General features: G+C 71.9%; 18 protein-coding genes. 7 read left to right on the forward strand and 11 right to left on the reverse strand.

Annotated features, from left to right (window positions below):
* Positions 1-120: 120 nt before the first annotated feature.
* Positions 121-1,284, reverse strand: coding sequence for a class I SAM-dependent methyltransferase (locus ACGFIZ_RS12795; RefSeq protein WP_393418713.1), 1,164 nt, complete (start codon positions 1,282-1,284; stop codon positions 121-123).
* Between the two features lie 284 nt (positions 1,285-1,568).
* On the opposite strand from ACGFIZ_RS12795, the gene ACGFIZ_RS12800 reads away from it, so the two are divergent.
* The 3 genes from ACGFIZ_RS12800 to ACGFIZ_RS12810 are packed head-to-tail and all read left to right on the forward strand — an operon-like array spanning position 1,569 to position 6,377.
* Entirely contained in the window at positions 1,569-2,030 is a 462-nt protein-coding gene (locus ACGFIZ_RS12800) for a hypothetical protein (protein ID WP_393418715.1), read from the forward strand.
* Positions 2,027-5,917, forward strand: coding sequence for a GDSL-type esterase/lipase family protein (locus ACGFIZ_RS12805; protein WP_393418717.1), 3,891 nt, complete (start codon positions 2,027-2,029; stop codon positions 5,915-5,917). The genes ACGFIZ_RS12800 and ACGFIZ_RS12805 overlap by 4 nt, the downstream gene beginning before the upstream one ends.
* 25 nt (positions 5,918-5,942) lie before the next feature.
* On the forward strand, positions 5,943-6,377 hold the full coding sequence (locus ACGFIZ_RS12810) for a DUF2690 domain-containing protein (protein WP_393418719.1): 435 nt from the start codon (positions 5,943-5,945) through the stop codon (positions 6,375-6,377).
* Between the two features lie 556 nt (positions 6,378-6,933).
* Here the strand turns inward: ACGFIZ_RS12810 and ACGFIZ_RS12815 are convergent.
* From ACGFIZ_RS12815 to ACGFIZ_RS12835, 5 genes are read right to left on the reverse strand one after another with little or no spacing between them, the layout of a single operon-like run.
* Entirely contained in the window at positions 6,934-7,776 is an 843-nt protein-coding gene (locus ACGFIZ_RS12815; RefSeq protein ID WP_393418721.1) for a carbohydrate ABC transporter permease, read from the reverse strand.
* Entirely contained in the window at positions 7,766-8,713 is a 948-nt protein-coding gene (locus ACGFIZ_RS12820) for a carbohydrate ABC transporter permease (protein ID WP_393418723.1), read from the reverse strand. Before ACGFIZ_RS12820 ends, ACGFIZ_RS12815 begins: the two co-directional genes overlap by 11 nt.
* Positions 8,714-8,723: 10 nt before the next feature.
* Positions 8,724-10,004 carry an ABC transporter substrate-binding protein gene (locus ACGFIZ_RS12825; protein WP_393418725.1) on the reverse strand — a complete coding sequence of 427 codons (1,281 nt, stop codon included), beginning with the start codon at positions 10,002-10,004 and terminating at the stop codon, positions 8,724-8,726.
* A 21-nt stretch (positions 10,005-10,025) separates the two neighbouring features.
* The gene (locus tag ACGFIZ_RS12830) at positions 10,026-11,621 is read right to left on the reverse strand and encodes an FAD-dependent oxidoreductase (RefSeq protein WP_393418727.1); all 1,596 of its coding nucleotides are present in this window, start codon (positions 11,619-11,621) and stop codon (positions 10,026-10,028) included.
* A 39-nt stretch (positions 11,622-11,660) separates the two neighbouring features.
* Positions 11,661-12,707 carry a LacI family DNA-binding transcriptional regulator gene (locus ACGFIZ_RS12835; protein ID WP_393418729.1) on the reverse strand — a complete coding sequence of 349 codons (1,047 nt, stop codon included), beginning with the start codon at positions 12,705-12,707 and terminating at the stop codon, positions 11,661-11,663.
* An 853-nt stretch (positions 12,708-13,560) separates the two neighbouring features.
* On the opposite strand from ACGFIZ_RS12835, the gene ACGFIZ_RS12840 reads away from it, so the two are divergent.
* The gene (locus ACGFIZ_RS12840; protein ID WP_393418731.1) at positions 13,561-14,514 is read left to right on the forward strand and encodes a hypothetical protein; all 954 of its coding nucleotides are present in this window, start codon (positions 13,561-13,563) and stop codon (positions 14,512-14,514) included.
* Between the two features lie 178 nt (positions 14,515-14,692).
* Here ACGFIZ_RS12840 and ACGFIZ_RS12845 read toward each other — a convergent pair whose 3' ends face one another.
* Positions 14,693-15,349: a helix-turn-helix transcriptional regulator gene (locus ACGFIZ_RS12845; protein WP_393418733.1), complete on the reverse strand. Its 657-nt coding sequence runs from the start codon at positions 15,347-15,349 to the stop codon at positions 14,693-14,695.
* 170 nt (positions 15,350-15,519) lie between these two features.
* Here ACGFIZ_RS12845 and folE point away from each other — a divergent pair, with 170 nt between their 5' ends.
* Positions 15,520-16,116: a GTP cyclohydrolase I FolE gene (folE, locus tag ACGFIZ_RS12850; RefSeq protein ID WP_393418735.1), complete on the forward strand. Its 597-nt coding sequence runs from the start codon at positions 15,520-15,522 to the stop codon at positions 16,114-16,116.
* 24 nt (positions 16,117-16,140) lie between these two features.
* Entirely contained in the window at positions 16,141-17,220 is a 1,080-nt protein-coding gene (locus ACGFIZ_RS12855) for an NAD(P)/FAD-dependent oxidoreductase (RefSeq protein ID WP_393418737.1), read from the forward strand.
* A gap of 66 nt (positions 17,221-17,286) precedes the next feature.
* Here the strand turns inward: ACGFIZ_RS12855 and ACGFIZ_RS12860 are convergent, their stop codons facing one another.
* A complete protein-coding gene (locus ACGFIZ_RS12860; protein WP_393418739.1) occupies positions 17,287-19,116 on the reverse strand; it encodes a glycoside hydrolase family 15 protein in 1,830 nt (609 codons plus the stop codon).
* Positions 19,117-19,186: 70 nt separating this feature from the next.
* Complete coding sequence (locus ACGFIZ_RS12865; RefSeq protein ID WP_393418741.1) at positions 19,187-19,663, reverse strand: hypothetical protein; 477 nt, start codon at positions 19,661-19,663, stop codon at positions 19,187-19,189.
* A gap of 367 nt (positions 19,664-20,030) precedes the next feature.
* Between ACGFIZ_RS12865 and ACGFIZ_RS12870 the strand changes: the two genes are divergently transcribed.
* A complete protein-coding gene (locus ACGFIZ_RS12870; protein WP_393418743.1) occupies positions 20,031-20,204 on the forward strand; it encodes a hypothetical protein in 174 nt (57 codons plus the stop codon).
* A 19-nt stretch (positions 20,205-20,223) separates the two neighbouring features.
* On the opposite strand, the gene ACGFIZ_RS12875 is transcribed toward ACGFIZ_RS12870, so the two are convergent.
* Both ACGFIZ_RS12875 and ACGFIZ_RS12880 read right to left on the reverse strand, forming a co-directional pair.
* A complete protein-coding gene (locus ACGFIZ_RS12875) occupies positions 20,224-21,348 on the reverse strand; it encodes an alpha/beta hydrolase family esterase (RefSeq protein ID WP_393418745.1) in 1,125 nt (374 codons plus the stop codon).
* A complete protein-coding gene (locus tag ACGFIZ_RS12880; protein WP_393418747.1) occupies positions 21,345-23,183 on the reverse strand; it encodes a hypothetical protein in 1,839 nt (612 codons plus the stop codon). The genes ACGFIZ_RS12875 and ACGFIZ_RS12880 overlap by 4 nt, the downstream gene beginning before the upstream one ends.
* Positions 23,184-23,305 lie beyond the last annotated feature (122 nt).

Consider the following 23,305-nt stretch of genomic DNA (forward strand, 5'->3'; position numbering starts at 1 on the left):
TCCTGCTGTGCTGGTACGGGTCCCTTCCGCAGCGGCGAGCGAGGTGCCGTCCGGTTGTTCGCCGGGGGAGCGGCGACCTCCCTCGACCTTTGGGCGGCTGTGGTGCGCGGGTGACGATCGTCAGGCGGGATGAGCCGGGGCGTGGCGCAGCGACCAGCGGTACGCCTGGACGAGCCCGGTCTCGAAGCCGGCGGCCGACCCCCAGAGGAAGATCCGGAAGCGTCGGTACAGCGACTCGCCCCAGCGGGCGATGATCTCGTCGCGCCGCGCGTCCAGCCGCTGTGCCCAGGCACGGCAGGTCAGGAAGTAGTTGTGCCGGTCGTCCTCGAGGTCGAGCAGTTCGAACGGCGAGCGGGCCACCTGCCGCAGGTACGAGTGCAGCAGCAGGGGGGCCGAGTTCCCGGGATAGACGTGCTTCTTGAAGAAGGTGGACAGGTGCTGCTTGCGGCGCATGGCGAGGGCGTCGAGGTAGACCCGCCCGCCGGGACGCAGCAGGCGGGCGTACGCGCGGAGGGTGGCCCGGTAGTCGGGCAGGTGTTCGGTGACGCCCATGTTCACGATCGCGTCGTACGGCTCGGCGGCGGTGTAGCGCAGGAAATGCTCCCGTACCACGGTGACCGGCAGATCCTCCCGGGCGAACAGCCGGGTGAGGTACCGCTCGGACTCGGCAGCCAGCGTGACGGTGGTGACGCGCACCCCCCGTCGCGCCGCGTGCTCCGCGAACGCGCCCCACCCGCCGCCGACCTCCAGCACCCGGTCGCCTGGGCCGACCTGGACGGCCTCCAGGGCGAGGTCCAACTTCCGGGTCACCGCGTCCTCGAGCGCCTCGTCGTCGTGCGCGAACACGCCCTCCGTGTAGCAGCGGTGCCGGCTGTCGAGGAAGGTCAGGAAGAACTCCGACTCCTCGTCGTAGTGCCGGGAGATCGATCGGCGGTCGTGGTCACGGCGCCCGTGCAGCAGGGCCGGCGCCCAACGGGCGAGGAAGGCGATGGGGTGCACGTCGGAGAAGAACCGTCGCATCGTCAGTGCGGTGGCCAGGTCGCCCTCGACGTCGAGGTGGCCGTGCAGGTAGGCCAGGGCGACCTGGAGCTGGTCGAGCGAGCGCAGCGCGCGGTGGCCGACTTCGTCACGGATCACCAGACTGAACCTGGGTGGCGCGGTCGCGGTGACCCCGAAGGCGTGGGTGACGCCGTCGCGGGTCACGACCTCGAACGGCACCGGCTCCCGGTCCCGGAAGTACCTTTCGTATCGCCGCGCGACTGCGTCGGTCAACGCCTGTCCCATGCGGACATGGTGGCACGCGCGTCCGGCTCGCCGCAGGGCCCGACCAGCCAGGATGTGTCCACATTCGACGGCGGTGGGACCCCGACGGTGTCCCGGAGAGGCGACGGACGGCGGCCTTGCGGCCGGCGGACCCAGCCGGCGGAGGACGAGCGCCGCCTCCGCGGCAGGCGATAAATCGCCGACCGGCCTGGACAACCGCCGCGGTGCGCAGACTGAGGACCACGCGAGCCGGTCGTCCGGCTCGGCTTCTCCCTCATCGTTCCGTCGTCCGCAAGGAGTCCACAGTGCGAACACGAATCAGCGCGCTCGTCGTCGCCATCCTCGTCGCCGTCGCCGGCGCGTCCGTCGCGGCAGCCGCCCCGGCGCAGGCCGCCTACTGCGACGGAGCCGGGTGCTTCGGCAAGAACCCCGAGGGCAACTGCACCGGCGGCATCGTCGACGACCTGCTCAGCCGCGAATACAAGGTGGAGCAGAAGGCCAGCTTCCGGATCACCCTGCGCTACTCGCGTACCTGCCGGGCCGGTTGGATGCGGCTGACCGTCTACCCGGGCATCGGCAACCAGGGCTACTCCGGATCGGCGTGGAACCCGGGCGGCCCGAGCGTCGGCTTCGCCGGACACCTCGCTCCCAACACCTGGACGTACATGATCGACGCGACCCCCGGCCACAGCGTCTGCGGCGGCACGCACCTGTACATCGACGGCGTCTACAAGGGCTGGTACGACCCGGGGTGCGTGGCCCGATGAGGACCCGCAGGCTGCTCGGGCCGGCCGCCTCGCTGCTGGCCCTGGCCGTGGCCGTACCCGCGGGCCACCTACCCGCCGGCGCCGCGCCCGCGCCGGCGCCCGGCGCGCCCGGCTCGGCGGCGGTGCGGCCCGACCCGCCCGCCATCGCCCCGGCCGACCGCGACCGGCTGCTGCCCAAGGGGTGGGCCGGCGGCGACGACCGGATTCTGCTCACCACCGGCGACGCCAACGGACTGCACGTGCTCTCCGCCGGCATGAGCGACGGGTACGCCTGGCGGACGGTCGCGACGCTGGCCGAACCCGGCTTCGACGCCGACCAGTGGATCGGCAACATGTGCGTCACCGGCTCCGGCCGGCGGGCCGTCGTGGCCTACGCGCCCCGCACCTTCACCAACTCCGGCGACCTGTTCGACCGCGGCGGATTCACCGCGGTGGTCGACCTGCGCACCGGCGCCGTGACCAAGCTGCCCGTCCAGTCCACCCTCGCGTACTTCAGCCCGGGCTGCGGCGCCGGCGAGACCGCGGTGCTCACCTCGTTCCGGGCCCCGGCCGACGGACCCGCCCGGACCCGGCTCGCCACGGTCGACGCGGCCCGCCCGCGCGTCACCGCCGAGCACGTCCTCGACGGCGAGCTCACCTCGGCGGTGCCGGTCCGCGACGGCATCGTGGCCGCCCACGGATCGGCCCTGGTCCGGTTCACCGCCACCGGGCCCGGTTCGGGCCTGCGGCGCGCCGGTCTGGTACGCGCCACCAACGTGCCGTTCCACCTGGCCGCCGACGGGCCGGACGCCGTCGTCTACGCCGACCGGGCCGGCGATCGGATCCGGCTGTCCCGCGCGGCGGCGCGCCCCGGCCCGGCCGCGGCCACCCTCGCCGTCGGTCGGCTCGGTCAGCTCGGCACGGCCTCCCCGATCGGTGGCCGGGTCTTCCTCACCGGCCGGCCCGACCACGTCGGACGGCTCCCCGCCAGCATCCGCGCGGTGGCCACCGCACGGGACGCGGTCCTGTCCTCCACCGGGCAGCTCGCCGTCACCGGCGTGGTACGCGCCGACCAGCCGGACCCTCGGGCCCCCGTCGCCGACCCGGTCGGGCCCCGGCGGATCCGCATCGACGCCACCGTCGTGCCCACGGCCCGGCCCGTACGCTTCGGTGTCACCCCCGCCGGCGCGTCCGCGACCGGCCGCGTCACCAGCCCCGCCCTCGCCGGCGACGGGCAGCGGCTGGGGGTCGCCAGCGCCTCGGCCACCGACCCGGTCGACGACGACCGGACCTGCTCGGTGCCCCGCAACGATGCCCGCACCCAGGTCTACCAGCCCACCCCCCGGCAGGTGGAGTGGGCCACCGACCAGGCGGTGACCGGGAACCTGACGATGACCCGGCCGGCCGACTGGAGGCGCTCCGGCCTGCCCGCCTGGTCCCCGCAGGGGATGTTTCCGCGGCCCGCGCTCGCCGGCGGCGGCCGGGTGCCGGCGCAGGTGATGCTCGGCATCCTCACCCAGGAGAGCAACCTGTGGCAGGCGTCCCCCGTGGCCCTGCCCGGGGTCACCGCCAACCCCCTCATCGGCAACTACTACGGCCGGCGGATCTACGACGACAACGACGCCGACGACTGGGACATCCACTGGGACGACGCCGACTGCGGATACGGCGTCGCCCAGGTCACCGACGGGATGCGCCGCAGCGGCCACGCCCGCGAGGGCGAGGTCCTGCTGGACCCGGTGAAGCAGCGGGCCGTCGCGCTCGACTACACCACCAACATCGCCGCCGGGCTCCAGATCCTCGTCGGGAAGTGGAACCAGACCAGGCAGGCCGGCATGGTCGTCAACGACGGCGATCCCTCCGGCCTCGAGAACTGGTTCTTCGCCCTCTGGGCGTACAACACCGGCTTCTACCCGCAGGGCGCCCCGGGCGAGCCGTGGGGCGTCGGCTGGGCCAACAACCCCGCCAACCCCCGTTACCCGGCCGACCGGCTGCCCTTCCTCGAGTACGGCTACGGCGACGCGGCCCGGCCGCAGCGGTGGCCGTACCAGGAGAAGGTCCTCGGCTGGGCCGGTCACCCGATCGAGTCGGTGGTCGCCCCGGACACCCTGATCGCCGGCTACCGGCCCGCCTGGTGGACCAGCACCGCGAACCGGGCGACGGTCAAGCCGCCCGTGGACCAGTTCTGCGACGCCACCAACGACTGCCACCCGGGCAGCGTCTTCGAGCCCAGCGCCCCGGACGTCGTCGGCGAGCCCGCGGGGCCCTGCGCGCACCGCGACACCGCCGGGCGCTACGACCTGCGCTGCTGGTTCCACACCGCCACGAGCTGGAAGGACTGCGCGGCGGGGGAGTGCGGGTTCGAGCTGCTCCGCTTCGACGAGACGTATCCCGAGCAGCCGGACGGCACCAGCTACCCGCCGAAGTGCGACCTGACCGGCCTGCCGGCCGGGGCGCTGATCATCGACGACGTTCCCGACTCCGTGCCGAGCGTCCGCCCGGGATGCGGACACCCGTGGACCAGTCAGGGCACGTTCTCCCTGGCGTTCGCCGGCGACGCCAACGGCACGTACCCCTCGAAGGTGGACTTCCACCAGGTGGGAGGGGGTTTCGGCGGGCACTTCTGGTTCGGCCACACCCGCCGGCCCGACATGGCGGACAACGAGGGCAACCGGATGGCGGTCACCGGCACCTGGACGCTGAACCGGCGCGTCGACGGGTGGGCCCGGGTCCTGGTGCACCTGCCCGACCACGGCGCCCACACCCAGCAGGCCCGCTACGACATCGAGCTCGGCAACGGGACCAGAAGCCGGGTCGTCCTGCAACGCACCATGCAGCACCGCTGGGTGTCGCTCGGCGCCCTCCCGTTCGCCGGGACGCCGCAGGTCCGGCTCAGCACCCACACCAACGACGGCGACGGCAGCGAGGACGTCGCCTTCGACGCCGTCGCGATCCAGCCCCTGCCGGCGAAGCCACGCAACGTCGTGGTGTCGCTCGGCGACTCGTACGCCTCCGGCGAGGGCGCCTCCGCGGCCGGCGGTGTGGACTACTACCCGGAGAGCGACAACAACGGCGGCGACTCCGCCATCCGCAACGCCTGCCACCGGTCCCGGCTCGCCTGGTCCCGTCAGGCCGTCCTCCCCGACGACACCAGCCGGTCCGTGGGTGCCCGCGCCGACAGCTGGGACGCCCAGCTCGACCACCACCTGCTCGCCTGCTCGGGCGCGAGGACGGTCAACCTGCTGCCCGGCACCGCCGGCGGCCAGGGGCAGTACGGGGAGGTCTCCCAGCTCGACCGGGGGTTCCTGGACGAGGACACCACCCTGGTCACCCTCTCGATCGGCGGCAACGACGCCAGGTTCGGCGACATCGTCAAGGAGTGCCTCTACAAGGCCGGCCTCTACTCCTGCCCCGACGCGAAGCTCGACGGCGACAGCGAGACCGTCGCGGTGGCCACCGAGCGGCGGATCACCGGCCCCGTCGAGGACGACGTCGTCCGGGTGCTCGAGAAGATCGCCGAGAAGGCCCCGAACGCCAGGATCGTGCTGATGGGCTATCCGCAGCTGCTGGACAACCTTGGTGGCTGCCTGTACCCGGTGATCGACCCGTACGAGGCCGCCTGGCTCAACTACGCCGGCCTGCTGTTGAACATCCACCTCGGCGAGGCGGTGCAGCGGGCCCAGCCCGACCAGCCGCGGATCTGGTTCTCCGATCCGACGGACGAGTTCGCCGGCAAGGCGCTCTGCGGCGACCCGGAGAGCATCCACCGGATCGTCATGGACAAGACCCCTGGCGACGAACCCGGCCTCGCGCCCTCCGCCCAGTCCTTCCACCCCACGACCGCCGGCGCCGGGCTGTACGCCACCGCGCTCACCACCACGCTGGCCTTCCTGCCACCCCTGCCCTGATCCACCGAGTGAAAGGACCCTGACCATGACCCGCGTGATCCGCTGCGCCCTCGTGCTCCTGCTCCTGATCGCCGGCGGCGTCGCCGGCACCGCCAGCCCCTCCTGGGCCCGGTGCTACAGCTCCACCTGCACCGGCCAGGACCCGGCCCTGCAGGGCTGCGGCGCCGATGCCAGGACCATCGACACGATCTGGGTCGGCTACGAGGTCAACCTGCGCTACTCGGAGGCCTGCCACGCCGCCTGGGCGCAGGCGAAGGGCACGGCCAGCAGCCGGTACGCCGCCTCGATCGAGGGGTACGCGACCCGTACGAGCACCACGCCGCTGGTCATCTACCACACCGGCACGCCCTCGCCGGAGGGCTCGTACAGCCTCATGATCCAGTACACCTACTGGGGGCAGGCCTGCCAGATCTACCTGGCATTCGGTTGGGGCACGCAGGGCTGCACCGGCCGGCACTGATCCCCGGACCCGGCACCAGGCCGGGGCGCCGGTGTCGCGGCGACGTCCGCCACGCCACCGGCGCGCTGGTGTCGGCGGCACCGCCTGGGGCGACGATCCGCCGTTGGCGCTTCCGCCACCAGGGGCTCTGGGGGTGCCGAGGTGGCCGTCGCTCGCCGAGGTGCCGGCGTTGGGGCGGCATCGTCGGCTCCGCCGGAACGGTGTGCGACGGGACCGCCCAGTACCTACGGGCAGGTGTCCTCCTTCACCGGGGCCCAGTGGGAGTAACCAGGGCGGCCGGGAGGGCTCCGGTGCGGCCAGCGCGTCGGCGACCGTGGTGCCGGCCCAGCCGGGCAGGCTGTCGGTGGCGTACCGGATGCCGCCCGCCGCCGGGTCGACCGCGCCGGCGGTGCCCACCCCGACCGGCCCGGCGCCGGCCGCGCCGAGCAGGTCGGCGGCCAGCCGGGCCCGGACCGGGCGGGGGTGGGCACCTCCCGGCGTTGCCGCACCTTCCCGTCCGGGTCGACCGGCGCCGCCGCCGTCCTGGTGCCGCCGACGTCGACGCCGACCGATGCCGTCATCCCTTGAGGCCGGTGTGCGCCAGGCCCTCGACGAACTGCTTCTGGGCGATGACGAACACCACCAGCACCGGCAGCGCGGTCATCGACGCCGCCGCGAGCTGGACGTCCCACATCGGGCCGCCGTACGCGTCGACGAACTGGGTGAGCGCCTGCGGCAGGGTGAACTTCTCCGGCGAGGAGAGGAACACGATCGGCTCCAGGTACAGGTTCCAGCTGTGCAGGAAGGTGAAGATGGCCACCGCGCCCAGCGCGGGCCGCGACAGCGGCAGGGCGACCCGCCAGAAGGTGGCGAAGCGGCCCAGCCCGTCGACCCGGGCCGCCTCCTCCAGTTCGTTGGGGAGGCTGATGAAGAACTGCCGCATGATGAACGTCGCCAGCACGCTCGGCGCCCCGAAGATCGGCACCAGGATCAGCGGCCAGTGGGTGTCGATCAGCCCGAGCTTGAAGAACATCTGGAACAGCGGCACGATCGTCACCTCGCTGGGGATGAGCAGGCCCGCGAGGACGACGAGGAACAGCAGGTTCTGGCCGCGGAACCGGATCCGCGCGAAGGCGTACCCGGCCAGCGCCGACACGGCCAGGGTGCCCACGGTGACCACCAGCGCGATGTAGAGGCTGTTGACGTACTGCTGACCGAAGGGCTGCAACTCGAACACCCGGCGGTAGGCGTCGAGTCGCGGGTCGACCGGCAACAGCTGCGGTGGGAAGGCGAAGATGTCCGCCACGGGCTTCAGCGACGAGGTGACCATCCACCAGGTCGGGAACACGAACGGGATCGCCAGGACCAGCAGCACCCCGTAGAGCGCCAGCTTGGTCCGTTGCGACAGGTCACGATTCATGGAAGACCCATCTCTTGCGCATCTGCCACTGCAGCACGGTGAGCGCGAGCACGATGACGAACAGCACGATCGACAGGGTGGCGCCGTAGCCGAAGTGGTGGAACTGGAACGCCTGCTGGTAGAGGTAGTAGACGAGCACGGTCGTCGAGGTGCCGGGCCCGCCCTGGGTCAGCACCGCGATCTGCGCGAAGACCTGCAACGACCCGACCACGGTGATGATCGACGTGAGCAGGATGGTCGGGCTGATCAGCGGTACGGTGATCAGCCCGAACTGGCGCATCCGGCTCGCCCCGTCCATCTCCGCGGCCTCGTACAGATTCGCCGGCACGCCCTGCAGGGCAGCCAGGAACAGCACCATGTTCAGGCCGACGTTCTTGAACGCCTGCACGACGATCACCGACAGCGTCGCCGTGCCCTCGCCGCGCAGCCAGTTCGGCCCGTCCACGCCCATCGTGTCGAGCAGGCCGTTCACTCCGCCGTTGTCCTGCAACAGGAAGCCCCACACGATGGTCCAGGCCACCAACGAGACCACCACGGGGGAGAAGAAGAGGGTGCGGAACAGGATGGTGCCCCGCAGCTTCTGGTTGAGCAGGACGGCCAGCAGCAACGCCAGCCCGAGATTCAACACCACCAGCCCGATGGAGAACAGCCCGGTGGCCCGCAGCACCGCGCCGAGGTTGGGATCCTCGGCGAGCGCCCGGTAGTTGTCCGTGCCGACGAAGTCGAAGGTCCCGGCCAGTACGTTCCACTCGTGCAGGCTGTACCAGACCACGAGGATCAGCGGCAGGATCACGAACACGACACTGCCGAGCAGTTGCGGGGTGATGAAGAGGTAACCGGTGAGCTGGTCACGGCGGCGGCTGGTCCAGAATCGCCGCGCCGGGACCAGGGCGGGCCGGGCCTCGACCGGGCCCACCCTGGTGTCCGTACGGGTCATGATCGGTTGCCTACTTCGCCAGCAGCGGTTGGATCTTGGCGCAGACCCCGTCCAGGACGGCCTTGACGTCCGCGTCCGGCTTCCACAGCGGGTCGAGCCCAGCGCGAACCTGCTGGCTCAGCTCGGCCTGTCCCACGTGGCTGGGCTTGACGACACCGTTGGTGATGCCCTCGATGACGACCTTCTGCAGCTGTTCCGGCTTGAGCCTCGGGTTCGTCTTGGCGAGGTTCTCCGCGGTCAGCAGCGACTGGCGCGGCGGCGGGAAGAACTGGGCGAGCTTGGCGGAGTTGGTGGGGTTGGTGAAGAACGCGAGGAAGTCGGCGGCGACGTCGGCGTGCGGGCTCTTCTTCATCACCCCGAGGCCGGCCTGACCGACCACCGCGTACGGTCCCTTCGGGCCCGCCGGCAGGGGGACCAGGTCCCAGGCGAAGCCGTCGTCCTTCAGCAGCGAGGCGCGGGAGATCTGGGTGATCGTCATGGCGGCGTCACCGGCGAAGAAGTCGGCGGTCGTGCCCGGGCCGGGCAGCGCCTTCATGGTGAAGATGGCCTTGTGCAGCGTGGTCATCGCCTCGACCATCTCCGGGCTGGCGAAGCCGCAGCTCTTGCCGTCCGCGCTCCAGGCCTGGGCGCCCCAGCCCGTCCAGAAGCTCGCCAGGTTGTCCCAGGTCCGGTAGTCGAAGTCCCGGATCACCAGGCCGGCCTTGCCGGTGGCCTGCTGCGTGGCGCCGGCGGTCGCCAGCGCGTTCTCCCAGTTCCACTGTCCGGCCGCGATCAGCTCGGCCGGGGTCTTCTGCCCGGACTTCTTGAGCAGGTCGGTGTTGACGAACACGCCGAACGGCGAGGTGGAGAACGGGTACGCGTACAGCTTGCCGTCGTTCTGCCAGAGCTTGAGGGTGGCGGGGGAGAGGTTGTCGTACTGGTAGCCGTCGGCCTTCTTGAGCGTGTCGTCGAGGGGCAGCAGCGCGCCCGAGGCGACGAAGTCCGGTGCCGAGTTCTCCATCACCCACGCCAGGTCGGGTGCGTTCCCACCGGCGATCTGGGTGGTCAGGGTGGTGGTGTAGTTCTCGAACGGGATGGGGTCGAACTTGATCTCGGCGACGTCCGGGTGGCTCTTGCGGTACTCGTCGGCGATCTCGTTGAACAGCTTCAGGTGCGCCTCGTTGGCCGACCAGATGGTCATCCGCAGACTGGCCGGGCCCTTGTCCTTCGCCTCGCCGCCGCCGCAGGCGGACAGCGCGAGGACGCCGGCCAGCGCCGCGGCGACAACGCCCAGACCCTTTCCTGGTTTCACTATCTTCTCCTCACGGGGGTTTCAGTAGCCCGCGATCTGCGGCCAGCGGCATTCCACGCCGGCGGCCGAGACGCGGTCAGTGAACTCGGCCAGCAGGCGGGGGGTGCCGCGGACCGCGCGCGGGGACTCGCCCCGCGCCAGACAGAAGTCGGCGAGCAGGCCGGCGACCTCGCCGACGTTCCACTCGACGGGGTGCAGCCGGTAGCTGCCGTTGGTGATGTGCGTGGTGCCGATATTCTTGCCGGCCGGCAGCAGGTTTTCCACCCGCTGGGGGATCAGCGCACCGAGCGGGATCTCGAACGGGCAGGAGCCGACGTCGATGTAGTTGTCGCCGCCGGTGGACGGGTGCAGGTCGATGCGGTACATTCCCACGCCGATCGAGTCGGGGTAGGACACCGCGCCGTGCTCGCCCCGCACCGCGAGGGAGAGGTCCTGCTCCACCACCGTGTATTCGGCCCGGATGCGGCGGGACTCCCGGATGTAGGGCGCCTGCGCCAGGCCGTCCCGGCTGCCGGTCACGTCGCCGCGCAGTCGCAGGCCGGGGAAGCCGGTGCCGCCGTCCGGCCGGGGCGCCTCCGTCTGCATCCAGTAGAGCACCGAGTACGACAGCTCGCGGGCCTTGGCCAGGTGCCACGACGCGTTCGGCACGTCGATCACCGGACCCTCGAAGTAGTCGATCATCGGCCAGTTGACCAGCGTGATGTCGCTGCCGTACGCCCCGTCGGTGAAGTTGCGCCGCGCGGCGATCCGCCGGAACGTCCACAGGTTGCCGTCACCGGGGTTGAGGCGCTGGTCGGCGTTGACGCTCAACGGGTCGTCGTCGGGGTTCGGGGTGAAGCTGCGGTCGACGATCTCCAACGTGCGCGGGTGCGGCGACCGCCAGGACAGCAGCCGGTCACCCCAGAAGTCCGGCTTGTAGTCGCGCCAGAAGTCGTACCCGGCGGGGCGGTCGATGGTGTGGTCGCCGTCGACGTGGTCGATCGCGAAGCAGACCGACACGGCCTGCATGTTCAGCGGCTGCGCCTCGGCCGGTGCGCTCGGCTCACCGGTCTCGCCCTGCGACTCGAACCCGGTGACGTACTCGGTGCCGGTCAGCGGCAGCAGCTCACCGGTCTCGGTGGCGTCCAGGACGTACGGCGCGACCACCTCGATCCGCTCGTCCCGGTCCCGGTGCGCCAGGGTGACACCGGTCACCCGGTCCCCGTCGGTCTCGGCGGAGACCGGCCGGTACGGCTGCAGCACCCGCAGCCGCCCCGATCCCCGGTACGGGGCGAGCATCTCCTCGAGGACGGCCACGGCCACCCGGGGCTCGTGGCAGAGCCGGCTCACCCAGCCCGCGCCCGGGTTGAGGTCGGTCCAGGCCCGGGTGCGTTCGGTCAGCGGGTAGTGGCGACGGTAGTAGTCACGGATGCCGTTGCGCAGGGCCCGGTAGCTGGCGGTGGCGCCGAACTGCTCGATCCAGGAGTGCTCGTCCGGCGGGACGGCCTGGCTGGTGAGCTGCCCGCCGAGCCAGTCGAACTCCTCGGTCAGGATGACGGACCGGCCGGCCCGGGCCGCGGCCAGTGCCGCGGCGACGCCACCCAGTCCGCCCCCGACGACGAGGACATCCGCACGCATAAGTACCACTTGCTTCCTTCCAGTTGCGCGGCCGTCCGCTCAGCGGCGGTCGACCGCCGGATCAGGGGTGCCGAGGGTGTCGCCCTCGACGAGTTCGCAGGGGAGAAGTCGCTGCTGGAGGCCGCCCACGCTGCCGTCGATGACCCCGGTCAGCACCTCGGCCGCCTGCCGGCCCATCTCCTCCCGGGGGATGCGGAACCCGGTGAACGCCATCTCGGTCGGGACCGGGACCGTCGGGTCGCCGAGGGTCAGGATCGACAGGTCCCCCGGCACCCTCAGCCCGCGCCGGCGGGCGGCCGACTCCAGCGCCACCGCCGTGGCGAAGTCCTCCACGAAGGCGACGGTGGTCCCGTCGGCCAGCAGTTCGTCGAGGCTCGTGTCGGCGTCCCCGGCGGCCATGGCCAGCTGGCGGGCGCTCTCCGCGGGCGCCGCGGCGGCCAGGTACCCGTCGCGGCGGTCCGCCGAGGACTCGGCGGTCATGCCCATGCCCACGTAGGCCAGGCGCCGGTGACCGCGCCGCAGCGCCAGCTCGACGAGCCGGGTCACCGCCGCCGCGTAGTCGGCGCCGACGTAGGGCACCGGCCCGCCGGCGTCGTCGCGGCGGCCGACGGCGACGTACGGGTATCCGTCGCGGTTGAGCCGCTGGAGTTCCGTGCTGTCGATCTCGCGCCCGAGCAGGATGCACCCGTCGGCCAGGCGCAGCCGGTTGTCGTGGTGGAAGATGCGTCGCCGACCGTCGACCACCGGTGCGCTGGTGAACAGCAGCAGGTCGCAGCCGACCCGCTCGGCGTACTCCTCGATGCCGAGCAGGAACGGGTGGAAGAAGTCCCGGCTGCCGCTGGGGAAGGCGGGCTCGTAGGTGAAGACGCCGATGATCCGGTTGAACCGCGAGGCGAGTCGGCGGGCCACGGGGTCGGCGACGTACCCGGTCTCGGCGATGACCCGCAGCACCCGGTCGCGGGTCTCCGGCGCGATGCGGATGTCGGCGTCGGCCCGGTTGTTGAGCACCAGGGACACGGTCGCCTGACTGACACCAGCCAACCGCGCGATGTCACGTTGAGTGACGCGTTTGGGGGGAGCGGCCACGGGGGGTCCTTCCGGTGCGGCTAATGCGTATTAGCGCTCGGCGTTGGGAAGGAGCCTGGCGCGTCGACCGACCTGTGTCAAGAGGGTGAACGGAGATTTCGACGAGATGAACTCCCTGGAGTAATGCGCATTAGCCCGAACCGGCAGAGCTTGCTCGGCCGATCCGGGCCGCTGGCCGCCGGAGCTGCGCCCGGTGTCGGGGGAGAGGCGGCCGGGCCTCTTGACAGTGGCCCTCCCGCGCGCGCAACATTCGAGAAACATCGGTGCTAATACGCATTAGCGCCGCGACCGGACGGATCGCCGGCCGGTCGGGACCCCTTTGTCGTTACTGAAAGTTACCTCGTGTGCTCGGTGCCGCCCTGCCGCGCACCGCGGGCGGGAGGGCGACCCCTCCCGTGCCGCCGCCTGGCCGGGCCGCGCGTCCGGCAACCGTCCGTCGGGGCGGCCCAGCGTCCGAGCGACCCGATCGAAAAGGAAGACGCATGACGAGACCACCCGCCGCATCATCCCGACGCGCTGTCCTGGCGACCGCCGGCGCCGCCCCGGCCGCCGCGGAGCCGGGCCTCGACTTTCCCCGGTTCACCTACGCGGGCACCGCGTTCGACAAGAGCACCCTTGACTACCGACCAACGAGTTCATCTTCCCGAGTGTCATCCGGGCCGCCGACTACTTCTCCGACCCGCTCGGTACCTACTACCTGTACTACGCCCCCCACGAGCGGCCCGGCGGGATCGCCCTGGCCTACTCCGACTCGCTCGACGGCCCGTGGACCGAGTACGACGCCAACCCGCTGATCAGCAACACCTGGCTGCCGCACTACTCCACGGTCAGCCACGTCTCCTCACCGCACGCGGTGTGGATCGAGGGCGAGCGCAAGCTGTTCCTCTACTTCCACGGCGAGAACTCCATCACCCGCTACGCCACCTCCGACGACGGCATCCACTTCAGCTACGGCGGCACCGCGGTGAGCCGGAACGAGACGACCGGCGGCGAGACCTCCTACGCCCGGGTGTTCGAGCAGTCCGTGCCGCGCCTGGGCACCCGGTACCTGATGCTCTTCATGGACAACCCCACCGCGGCGCTGCCCGGACCGACCGGCCCGGTGTCGCGGCGCATCCGCTGGGCGGTCTCCAACGACGCCCGGACCTGGGCCATGCAACCCGAACCGATCGTCACCCCCCAGGGCGGCGAAGGCCCGAACGCCTCAGGGCCGTTCTTCCTGCGCTGGAACGACCGCAACCTGGTGATCTTCCACGCCGCCGACGGCAACATGCACGCGGTGGACGTCGGCGAGGACTTCGACCAGGAGATCCACCTCGGCATCGTGCACGACTCGATGGCCGGCGCACCCGACCTCGGCCGGTCGGCCGCGCCGACGTTCTACTTCGACGGCCGGACCGCGCACATGTACTACGAGGCCGGCGGCCGGCTCACCGCGACCATCGGGCACGCCACCGCGACCCTGGCCGACCCCGTGCCCGTACGGCAGCTCGACTGCGCGGTGGACCGACCCGTCCTGTGGCCGCCGAACCACGAACTGGTCGACGTCGCCGTGACGGTGGACCTGCGCGACGGCGTGCTCGGCCCGAACGCGTTCGCCCTGACCGGCGTGACCGGCGGCGACCCCGCGGACGTCAGCGGCTTCGCCACGGGCGCGCCGGACACCAGCGGCGAACTGAGGGCGGAGCGGGCCGGCGACGGCGGGGACCGGGTCTACCACCTCACGTACGCCGGTCACGACGAGGTCGGCCGTCCGGTCGGCTGCACCGTCACCGTCACCGTCCCGCACGACCAGGGCAACAACTAGACCAGCGGGTCGGGCGGCACCCGCTGCCGCCCGACCGCACAACGCGACGGAGTCGAGGCCGCCATGTCGCCGACATGGCGGCATCCGGAGGGCTCGGACACCCCTGTGTCGCCGACATTGAGTCGATCAAGACGTGGCGGCCGCCCCCCGGCGGCGACGGCCGCGGCGAGGTGCTGCCTCAGGGCCGCCCGGAGGGGAGTTCGACGCAGCAGCGGCCGGGGCGGGGTGCGAGGAGGGCGCGCCGGTCGGTGGCGCCCAGCCCGTGGAGCAGGCCGGTGAGGAAGGCGTGGTTGAGCCCGCACACGAGGGCGGTGTGGCGGGCGGCCAGGGCGTGGAACGGGCAGTTGTGCAACAGGATCCGGTCGGCGGTGGGGTGGGGTTCGAAACCGAGGTGGGTCAGTGCCGTGGTGAGGTCGGTCCCGTCGGCGGCGAGTGCGGTGCCGAGGGCTCGTCCGCGTTCGTGGGCATGCTGGCCGGCCGCTCGGCCCGCGTGGGCGGGATCGTCGTCGACGGCGGCGGCGAGGATCTCCGCGATGAGCTGGTAGCGGCGTTCGGGGATGGTCACCGCGATCCCCTCGCCGGCGGGTTCGTAGACCTTCGGCGAGCGGCCCCGGCCGCGGAGTTGGCCGGGGGGTGACTGGTACGTGGCTCGGAGCAGGCTGGCGCCGACGAGCTTGTCGAGGTGGAACGCGGCCAGGCCCCGGGACATGCCGGTGGCGTCGCCGGCCTCTTCCCGGCTGACCGGGTGGCCGGCGCGGCGCACGTAGTCGTAGAGGGCTCGCCGGGACGGGTCGACCAGGGCGCTCACGCCGGTCCACGGGTCGTCCACAGTCACAACCCGACGTTATCACCAGCTCCTGCTGTTGAAATTCGTCGGCGCGGGGTGCAGGATGAGCATTATCTGTAGCGTCCGTTGGTGAAAATGCTGGGGGTGGGCCATGCGCCCGTGCGAACAGGTGAAGCAGCCGGTGCTGCTGGCGGCGTCGGGCGTGGGTGGCAGCTGACATGACGATGACCCCGATGCGGGTGGCCCGGCAGCGGCCCGCGCGTGACCTGGCCGCCGCGGAGCGAGCGGCGGCGGAGTTCCTGACCGCTCTCGGAGTCGACCTGGACCGCGACGGGCTGGCCGCCACGCCCGGGCGGATGGCCCGCGCGTACGCGGAGCTGCTGACCCCACGCGAGTTCGCGCTGACCACGTTCGACAACGACGAGGACTACGACGAGCTGGTCGTGGCGCGGTCCATTCCGATCCGGTCGGTGTGCGAGCACCACCTGCTGCCGTTCGTCGGCGTCGCGCACGTCGGCTACCTGCCCGGCGCGCGGATCCTGGGCCTGTCGAAGCTCGCCCGGGTGGTGGAGCTGTTCGCGCACGGCGCCCAGGTGCAGGAGAGGCTGACCAAGCAGATCGCGGAATGGCTCACCGAACACCTGAAACCGAAGGGTGTCGGGGTGGTCGTCGAGGCCGAGCACCTGTGCATGACCCTGCGCGGCGTGCGGGCGGTGGGTGCCACCACCGTCACGTCCAGCCTGCTGGGCACGCTGCGCGACGATCCGCGCTCACGCGCGGAGTTCTTCGCCCTGGCCGGCCTGCGCGCCGGCTGACCGCTGTCTGCTGAGGAGTTCACCGTGGTTGACTCGCCCGTCCACGTCATCGTCGGGGCATCGCTGGCCGGCGCGAAAGCCGCCGAGGAGCTGCGTACCGCCGGGTTCGCCGGCCGGATCCTGCTCATCGGCGAGGACACCGAGCGGCCGTACGAGCGACCGCCGCTGTCCAAGGGCTACCTGCTCGGCGCCGACCCGCGGGACAAGGCGTACGTGCACGAGCCCGACTGGTACGACACCTTCGGGGTGGAGTTGCTGCTCGGGGTACGAGCCACCGGGCTCGACCGGGCCGCCCACACCGTCCTGCTGTCCGGCCGGGACCCGGTGCACTACGACAAGCTGCTGCTGGCCACCGGGTCGCGGGTACGCCGCCTCGACGTGCCCGGCGCCGACCTACCCGGAGTGCGGTACCTGCGCACCCTGCCCGACGCCGACGCGCTGCTCGCCGACCTGCCCACGGCGCGGCGGGTGGTGGTGGTCGGCGCAGGATGGATCGGCCTGGAAGCCGCGGCTGCCGCCCGTCACCACGGCGCGGACGTGACCGTGGTGGAGGTGGATCGGGCGCCGCTGCGCCGGATCCTCGGCGACGACGTCGCCGCCCTGTTCGCCGCCCTGCACCGCGCGCACGGCGTCACGTTCCGCTTCGACGTCGGGGTGCGTGGCTTCCGGGCCGACGGCGAGGGCGTCGCCGCGCTCGCCCACCCGCTGCTCGGCAAGCGGATCCGGGTCGAGCACTGGTCCAACGCCCTCAACGGTGGCAAGGCCGCCGCCCGTGCCATGCTCGGCGAACCCGTGACCTACGACCGGGTCCCGTACTTCTTCACCGACCAGTACGACCTGGGCATGGAGTACGCGGGCTGGGTCGAACCGGGCGGCTACGACCACGTGGTCTTCCGCGGCGACGCGACCATCCGCGACGGCGCACCCCCGCAGTTCCTCGCGTTCTGGGTGTCGGCCGGCCGGGTGCTCGCCGGCATGAACGTGAACGTCTGGGATGTGCAGAACGACATCCAGGCCCTGGTGCGCGCCGGCTGGGCCGGCCGGGAGGTGGACCTGGCCCGGCTCGCCGACCCGAGTGTGCCCCTGCACGCGCTCATCCCCTGATCCGTCGCGCCACACGCATCGGAACCCGGCGCCGTGCCCCGGCGGGCGCGGCGCCTTTTCCGGCAGTCACGCGGATCCAGGATCGGCTGCGGGGGCGTCCCGAATCGCGAGTGCGGCCTGGACGAGCGCGGCGTGGGTCAGCGTCTGGGGGTAGTTGCCGAGGTGGGCGCCGGTCGCGGGGTCCAGTTCCTCGGCGTAGAGGCCGAGCGGGCTGGCGTGGCCGAGCATGGTCTGGAACACCTCGACCGCCTCGCCGCGGCGTCCGGTGCGGGCGAGGGCTTGGACGAGCCAGAACGAGCAGGGCAGGAACGCCCCCTCGGTGCCGGGGAAGCCGTCCCGTCCCGGGGGGTAGCGGTAGAGGAGTGGGCCGCCGGCAGAGAGCCTGTCCCGAACGGCGTCGATGGTGCCGTGCACCCGGGACGACCCGACGCTGTCCATGCCCAGCAGCGGCAGGACGAGCAGGGCCGCGTCGAGGTCCTGGGAGCCGTAGCAGCGGACGTAGCTGCCCGCCGTCGGGTCGAAGCCGCGCGTCCGGACCTCGGCGGCGATGGCATCTCGGGCCTCCCGCCAGCGTCGGCGTTGGCGATCCGACAGGGGGTGCGTGTCGGCGATGCGCAGGGCCCGGTCCAGGGCGAGCCAGCCCATGAGCTTGGAATGTACGTGCTGAGCGGGCGCCCGGACCTCCCAGATTCCGGCGTCGGGCTCCCGCCAGCGACGGGCGACCACGTCGGCGAAGCCGCGCACCGCCCGCCACGTCTCCGGGTACAGGCGGTGCCCCGCCTGCGCGAACGCCCAGGCGGCGTCGATCACCCAGCCGTAGCCGTCGAGCTGGTGTTGGCCGGCGGCGCCGTTGCCGACCCGCACCGGGGCGCTGTCGAGGTAGCCGGGCCAGCCGGGCAGGGCACGTTCCGCCGGTACGTGGCGGCCGTGGAGGGTGAGCAGCGCCGGCAGGCGTGGCCGCTCCAGCCGGCTGGCGTGCAACAGCCACGCGAGAAAGCCGTGGGCCTCGTCCGGTTTCCCGACGCTGAGAAAGGCACTGACGCCGATGCTGGCGTCCCGGGGCCAGACGTAGCGGTAGTCCCAGTTCCGTATGCCGCCCGGATCCTCGGGCAGTGACGTCGTGGGTGCGGCCACCGGGGCCTGCGAGGGCGAGTAGGTCAACAGCCGTAGGGTCAGCAGGCTTCGTACGACGTGCTCCCGGAAGGGCAGCGACTCGTCGATCTCGGCGGTCCAGGTCCGCCACCGCTGCTCGTCCTCGAGGAGTAGTTCCCAGGCTGCCGCCGGCTCGACGTGGATCAGCGGTTCGCGATGGGCCACGGCCAGCACGAGGGTGACCGCCTGGCCTGGCCTGATCGTGATCCTGGTGGGCCGGCCCGGCTCGATGGCGAGTTCGGGCGCGCTGCCCAGCGAGACCGCGAGCGACCCCCACCCACACACCAGGGCCTGGCGCCGGTGGTGGACCCGGGGGCGGCGGTGTCGTGCGCCGAGGCGGGGGTCGAACTCGACGACGGCGTCGACCGCTCCCACCTCGGCCGACAGCCGCCGCACGATCAGCGTCGCGGGCAGCAGGCGGCCGCTGATCTCGGCCACCATGGCCTCGGTGAGGGTGAGGCGGCTGGCGCCTACCGCCCAGGTCGTCGTCAGTGTGGCGGTGTGCTGTCGGTAGCGTCGTTCGACGACCGGCGCCGGCCGCGCCGGGCCGACCCGGAACGTTCCCGCGTCCGGGCCCCCGACCAGCCGGCCGAACAGGGGTTCGCCGTCGAAGCGGGGCACGCAGAGCCAGTCGATCCCGCCGTCACCGGCCACGAGGGCGGCGGTGCGGGTATCGCCCAGCAGCCCGTAGTCGCTGATCGGCGTCGGGGACCGGGGGCGTGTGGCGTCCGGCCCGTCGGTCATGGGACCGCGTCCCGACACGTCGCGGGGGGCCCCGGTGAGCGCGGCGGTGGAGACGGTCGCGGGCCGTGGGTCAAGCGGCCTTGAGGAGCAGTCCGAGGACGGCGCCGTACATGACGTGGACGACGGCTGCGACGGCGGGAGTCTGGATCCCGTAGTTGAGGGCGAACAGGCCGGGCGGCTCCAGCACGGCGGTGCTGGCCGGGCCCGCCCGCTGCGAGGCCATCCGCGGGTGGACACCCGGAAGCAGCGGCAGGAGCACCGTCAGCGCGATCCCGACGTGGAGCATCCCGAACAGCGCCCCGATCCACCAGGTGGCGCGGTGCAGCAGGGTGAACGCGGCCGCGTAACCGAGGGCGAAGCCCTGGCCGGCGCAGAGATGGATGAAGAACCCGACGATCCGGGCCCGGTCGGGATCCTCGGTGACGAGGGTCCCGAGCACCAGGGGAAGGTCGAGCCGGGTGAGGCCGCCCAGCTGGGCGGCGATCAGCGCTGCGGTGAGCGCCACGGTGGCGACCAAACCGAACAGCGCCCATCCGGCCCAGTCCATCTCAGCGGTTGTCGACGTCGCGTACGTTCCCGCTCGGCACGGCGAACGTTTCGGCGTACGTCTTCCCGGTCATCGGTCCACCTTTCGTGCCGAACAACGTGAAGGCTCCTGCCGGTTCAGCGGGACGTCCGCCTCGCCCCGACAGGCGACGACGACGGCGGCCCCTCCGGCCTCTCACCATAGGCCACCGGGGCTGGGACACCGGGCTGCTCTCCGAGATCCGACGGGGACCGGGTCGTCGTCGGAGAGCGACGAGGTGCCGTCTCCGGACGGGACGCCTCCGGGACATCACATGCAGTGGCCGGGTACGGAGCTCCAACGGTCCGAGTGGTTCGCCGACGTTCGGCAGTCCGTGATCGAGCGGCGCATGACGATGAGCACCCGCGACTACGTCGGCCTGCTGTCGACCGTCTCGGCCTATCTCGAACTGCCGCCCTCCGCGCGAGAGCAGGCGTACCGCCGGAGCATGCAGGTCCTTCCCGAGACCGTCGAGGTCGCCGCCGACCTCACCGTCTCTCTCGCGCGTCGGCGCCGCGGGTAATGGCAGCCGCGGCTCCGGCTCAGCTGTTGCGCGGGTGGTTCGCGAAGAAGCGCCAGATCGACTCGGTGGCGGCCAGCGCCGTTGACGGCGGGTCCAGCCCGAGCAGGCGCTCCACCGCCGCCGGCGACGCGCCCGGCCACTGGTGCCCCGCGTCGGCGATGGTGATCAGCTCGACGTCGCGCCCGTCCGGACAGCGGGCGGTCGACGTGGTGACGGCTCCGGCGGTACGCACCTCCGGCGCGGCGCACCGCGCGATCTCGCGCCACCGGGCGATCTGGTCGGCGACGGGTCCGCCGTCGATCTTGACGGGACGCGCACCGACCCCGCCGTTGTCCAGCTTCCCCGGCCGGCCGTCGTACGGGACCACGTCGTCGGCTGTGCCATGGACGTGGATCAGGGAGATCGGTGCCGGCGACGGGCAGGACCCGAGCAGCTTTCCCGCCACCACCCCGATCGCGGCGAACGTGGTGGTTTCGCAGGCCAACCGGTAGGCGAGCATCCCGCCGTTGGATATCCCGGCGGCATAGGTCCGGTTCGGGTCGATCGGCGCCTTGGCGGAGACGTCGGCCACCGTGGCGACGATGAACGCCGTGTCGTCGACGCCGTCACGGGCCGGCCGCCCGCAGCAGTGGGCGCTCACCGCCCAGGACCGGTGGAGCCCGTCCGGGTACGCGACCACGAACCCCTCACGGTCCGCCACGGCGTCCCATCCGTACGCCGTCTCCGCCTGGCGACCGTTGCCAAGGGCGCCGTGCAGCATCACCACCAGCGGTACCGGCGCGGACAGCGGCAGCCTGGCCGGCCGGTACAGCCGGAACGTGCGCTTCCTGCCGGCCACCGTGATGCTGTGGGCGGACGATCCCGTGGCGACCGGGCTTCGGGGGCCGGACGCGGTCGGCGCGGTCGCGTGCGGTGTGGCCGGTACGGCGGCGTCCCGCCGCGGCGGACGTGTCACGTCGCAGCCGATCAGCACGGTGAGGACGAGCGCGGCGGCCACCGCCACCGTTGACGCGGTACGCCTGACGGTGGCCGCCCTCGTGGTTCGCCGGTCCATCTGATGTCTCCCCTCGCGGTGCTCGTCGTCGGCGGCGGTGGCCGGTCGGCGCTCCGCACCGACCGGCCACGCCCCGAACGGGCTCGTCACTTTCCGCAGGCACCTCCGGGCGGGGCCGGTCGCCCCGTTCCGGCGGTGGAGCGGTTGGCGGCGGCCAGGGACAGCCGGATCAGCTCCCAACCGCCCTCCGGGACATCATCCTCCTTGTCGGTCCGCAGGTTCATCGGGTTCGCCATGCCGAGGTAGAGGGCCGAATCGTCGGCCACCATGGTGCGGATCCCGTAGTTGAGGTAGTTGCCGAGCCCGGTGGTGTCCACGGGCTTGGCAGGCCCGTTCGGGTTGTCGAACGCCCACAGGTCCGCGCCGTACGACGAGGCGTCGGCGGCGCCGAGCGTGGCTTTGACCTCGCTGCGCGACGTCCTGGCCAGGTAGCTCCAGTCCATGGTGCCGATGTACAGCGAGCCGCCGGCCACCACCATCTTCCAGATGTAGTTGTTGTAGCCGTTACCGAATCCCGCCGCGCCGAACTTGGGCGTGTACCCGGTCGGGGTCAGCCGCCACCCGCCCGCCCCGCCGTTGGCCTTCGGATCGAATGCCGGCAGTTTCGACTCGCCGTACAGAAGCTCGACCGACGCCTTGCCCTTGCCCTTGCCCTTGCAGGCGCAGGCGGAGTCGACGTTGCCGGCCCGGAAGATGCTCGCCGTGCGCTGCGTGTTCCGCACCGCGACGGGGCTTGCCTGCGTACGCTCCGGCTCGTAGCGCTTCTTGTGCGCCTGGGTGCTCTTCAGCGGTATGTGCATCGTCCCCCAGTAGAGGTAACCGCCGTACGAGGCGAGCCCGCCGAGGGCGTACGTCCCGGCCACGACGGGGTCCGGCTCGTACCTGGTCACGTTCCACACCTGGCTCCAGCTCTTGGCGTCGGCGGAAGTGAGGCCGGACTCTCCGTCCGGCAGGCGCGGGCTCAGCCACACGCCGGGAACTCGGCCGCGGACACTGGCGCTGGGCCAGGTGATGACCGCGATTCGTCCCTCGTGCGCGGTGATGTCCGAGACCTGTCCCGGCAGATTCCCCACCACTTCGAACCTGAACGGGTCGGACCTGGTACCGGTCCAGCGCAGCACCGCGCCCCCGCCCAGGCCGTCGGGCCCCACGCCGACGCCGGCGTAGAGAGCGTCGTCAGCGACCACGAAGTTCCGGATGTTGCCGTATCGGGCGAGAGTCGTCGATCCGAGGAACCGGCCCGACTCGCCGTCGAAGGCGAACAGGTTGATGCCGACGAGAGCTGGTCCCCCGAGCAGCACGACGCCCCGGTGGGAGCCGGCGGCCCGGATCCCCACCGTGGAGTTCAACCGCAGCCGGTCCAGCGCGGACGCGTTGCCGATGTCGCTCCTCTTGTCTGTCAGTTGCCGCGTCCGCGTGTCGTAGAGGAACACGTCCGGTGGCCGCCAGTCTCCCCCTGCCGCAGGCAGCAGGGGGTTGAACTTCCGCAGCTGACTCTTGCCGTACTCGCAGACGTAGTCGTCGGTCTCGACCGGCTTGGTCTGCTTGAGGCCCGTCCCCGCGGTGAGGCAGTGGACGTTGGGGGCCGTCCCGAACCAGAGCTTGTCGCCCGACCTGGTCAGGCCCCACACGTACGACTGGTTCACCTTCGGTACCCCGACCCTGCACGGCGGCCCGGGTGGATACGGCTTGCCGATGCCGGCGAAGCACTCGTCCGGCGCGGCCTTGGCCAGGAGTTCCGGTTCGGGGGACGCCGGTGCCGTCGACCCGTCCGTCAGGGGTGGTTGGTCCGCGAACGCGAGTGTGTGTCCCAACGCATCCGTTCTGGAGCGGTTGTGGGCCGTCGGTACGGCGGCGAGCAGCGGCATGGTCGCCAGGATGGCGGCGGGGAGCAGAGACCGGGTAAGGAGCCGGGTCCTATCCATAGATGGTCCTTAGGTTCGTAGGGCGGCGATGCGTCGGGCGGCTGGCGTCCGGACTTCGGGCGTGGGCGGGGCAGATGTCGTTGGTCCTCGATTCCTCCGAGTCAACGTGAACGTGAGACTGA

The sequence above is a fragment of the Micromonospora sp. NPDC048830 genome (assembly GCF_043198215.1).
Classification (GTDB): Bacteria; Actinomycetota; Actinomycetes; order Mycobacteriales; family Micromonosporaceae; genus Micromonospora.

Bases quoted from the DNA above. Each gene is read 5' to 3' on its own strand.
- ACGFIZ_RS12795 (WP_393418713.1), bottom strand. From the start codon at position 1,284: ATGGGACAGGCGTTGACCGACGCAGTCGCGCGGCGATACGAAAGGTAC.
- ACGFIZ_RS12805 (WP_393418717.1), top strand. From the start codon at position 2,027: ATGAGGACCCGCAGGCTGCTCGGGCCGGCCGCCTCGCTGCTGGCCCTG.
- ACGFIZ_RS12810 (WP_393418719.1), top strand. From the start codon at position 5,943: ATGACCCGCGTGATCCGCTGCGCCCTCGTGCTCCTGCTCCTGATCGCC.
- ACGFIZ_RS12815 (WP_393418721.1), bottom strand. From the start codon at position 7,776: ATGAATCGTGACCTGTCGCAACGGACCAAGCTGGCGCTCTACGGGGTG.
- ACGFIZ_RS12820 (WP_393418723.1), bottom strand. From the start codon at position 8,713: ATGACCCGTACGGACACCAGGGTGGGCCCGGTCGAGGCCCGGCCCGCC.
- ACGFIZ_RS12830 (WP_393418727.1), bottom strand. From the start codon at position 11,621: ATGCGTGCGGATGTCCTCGTCGTCGGGGGCGGACTGGGTGGCGTCGCC.
- folE (WP_393418735.1), top strand. From the start codon at position 15,520: ATGACGATGACCCCGATGCGGGTGGCCCGGCAGCGGCCCGCGCGTGAC.
- ACGFIZ_RS12860 (WP_393418739.1), bottom strand. From the start codon at position 19,116: ATGACCGACGGGCCGGACGCCACACGCCCCCGGTCCCCGACGCCGATC.
- ACGFIZ_RS12865 (WP_393418741.1), bottom strand. From the start codon at position 19,663: ATGGACTGGGCCGGATGGGCGCTGTTCGGTTTGGTCGCCACCGTGGCG.
- ACGFIZ_RS12870 (WP_393418743.1), top strand. From the start codon at position 20,031: ATGACGATGAGCACCCGCGACTACGTCGGCCTGCTGTCGACCGTCTCG.
- ACGFIZ_RS12880 (WP_393418747.1), bottom strand. From the start codon at position 23,183: ATGGATAGGACCCGGCTCCTTACCCGGTCTCTGCTCCCCGCCGCCATC.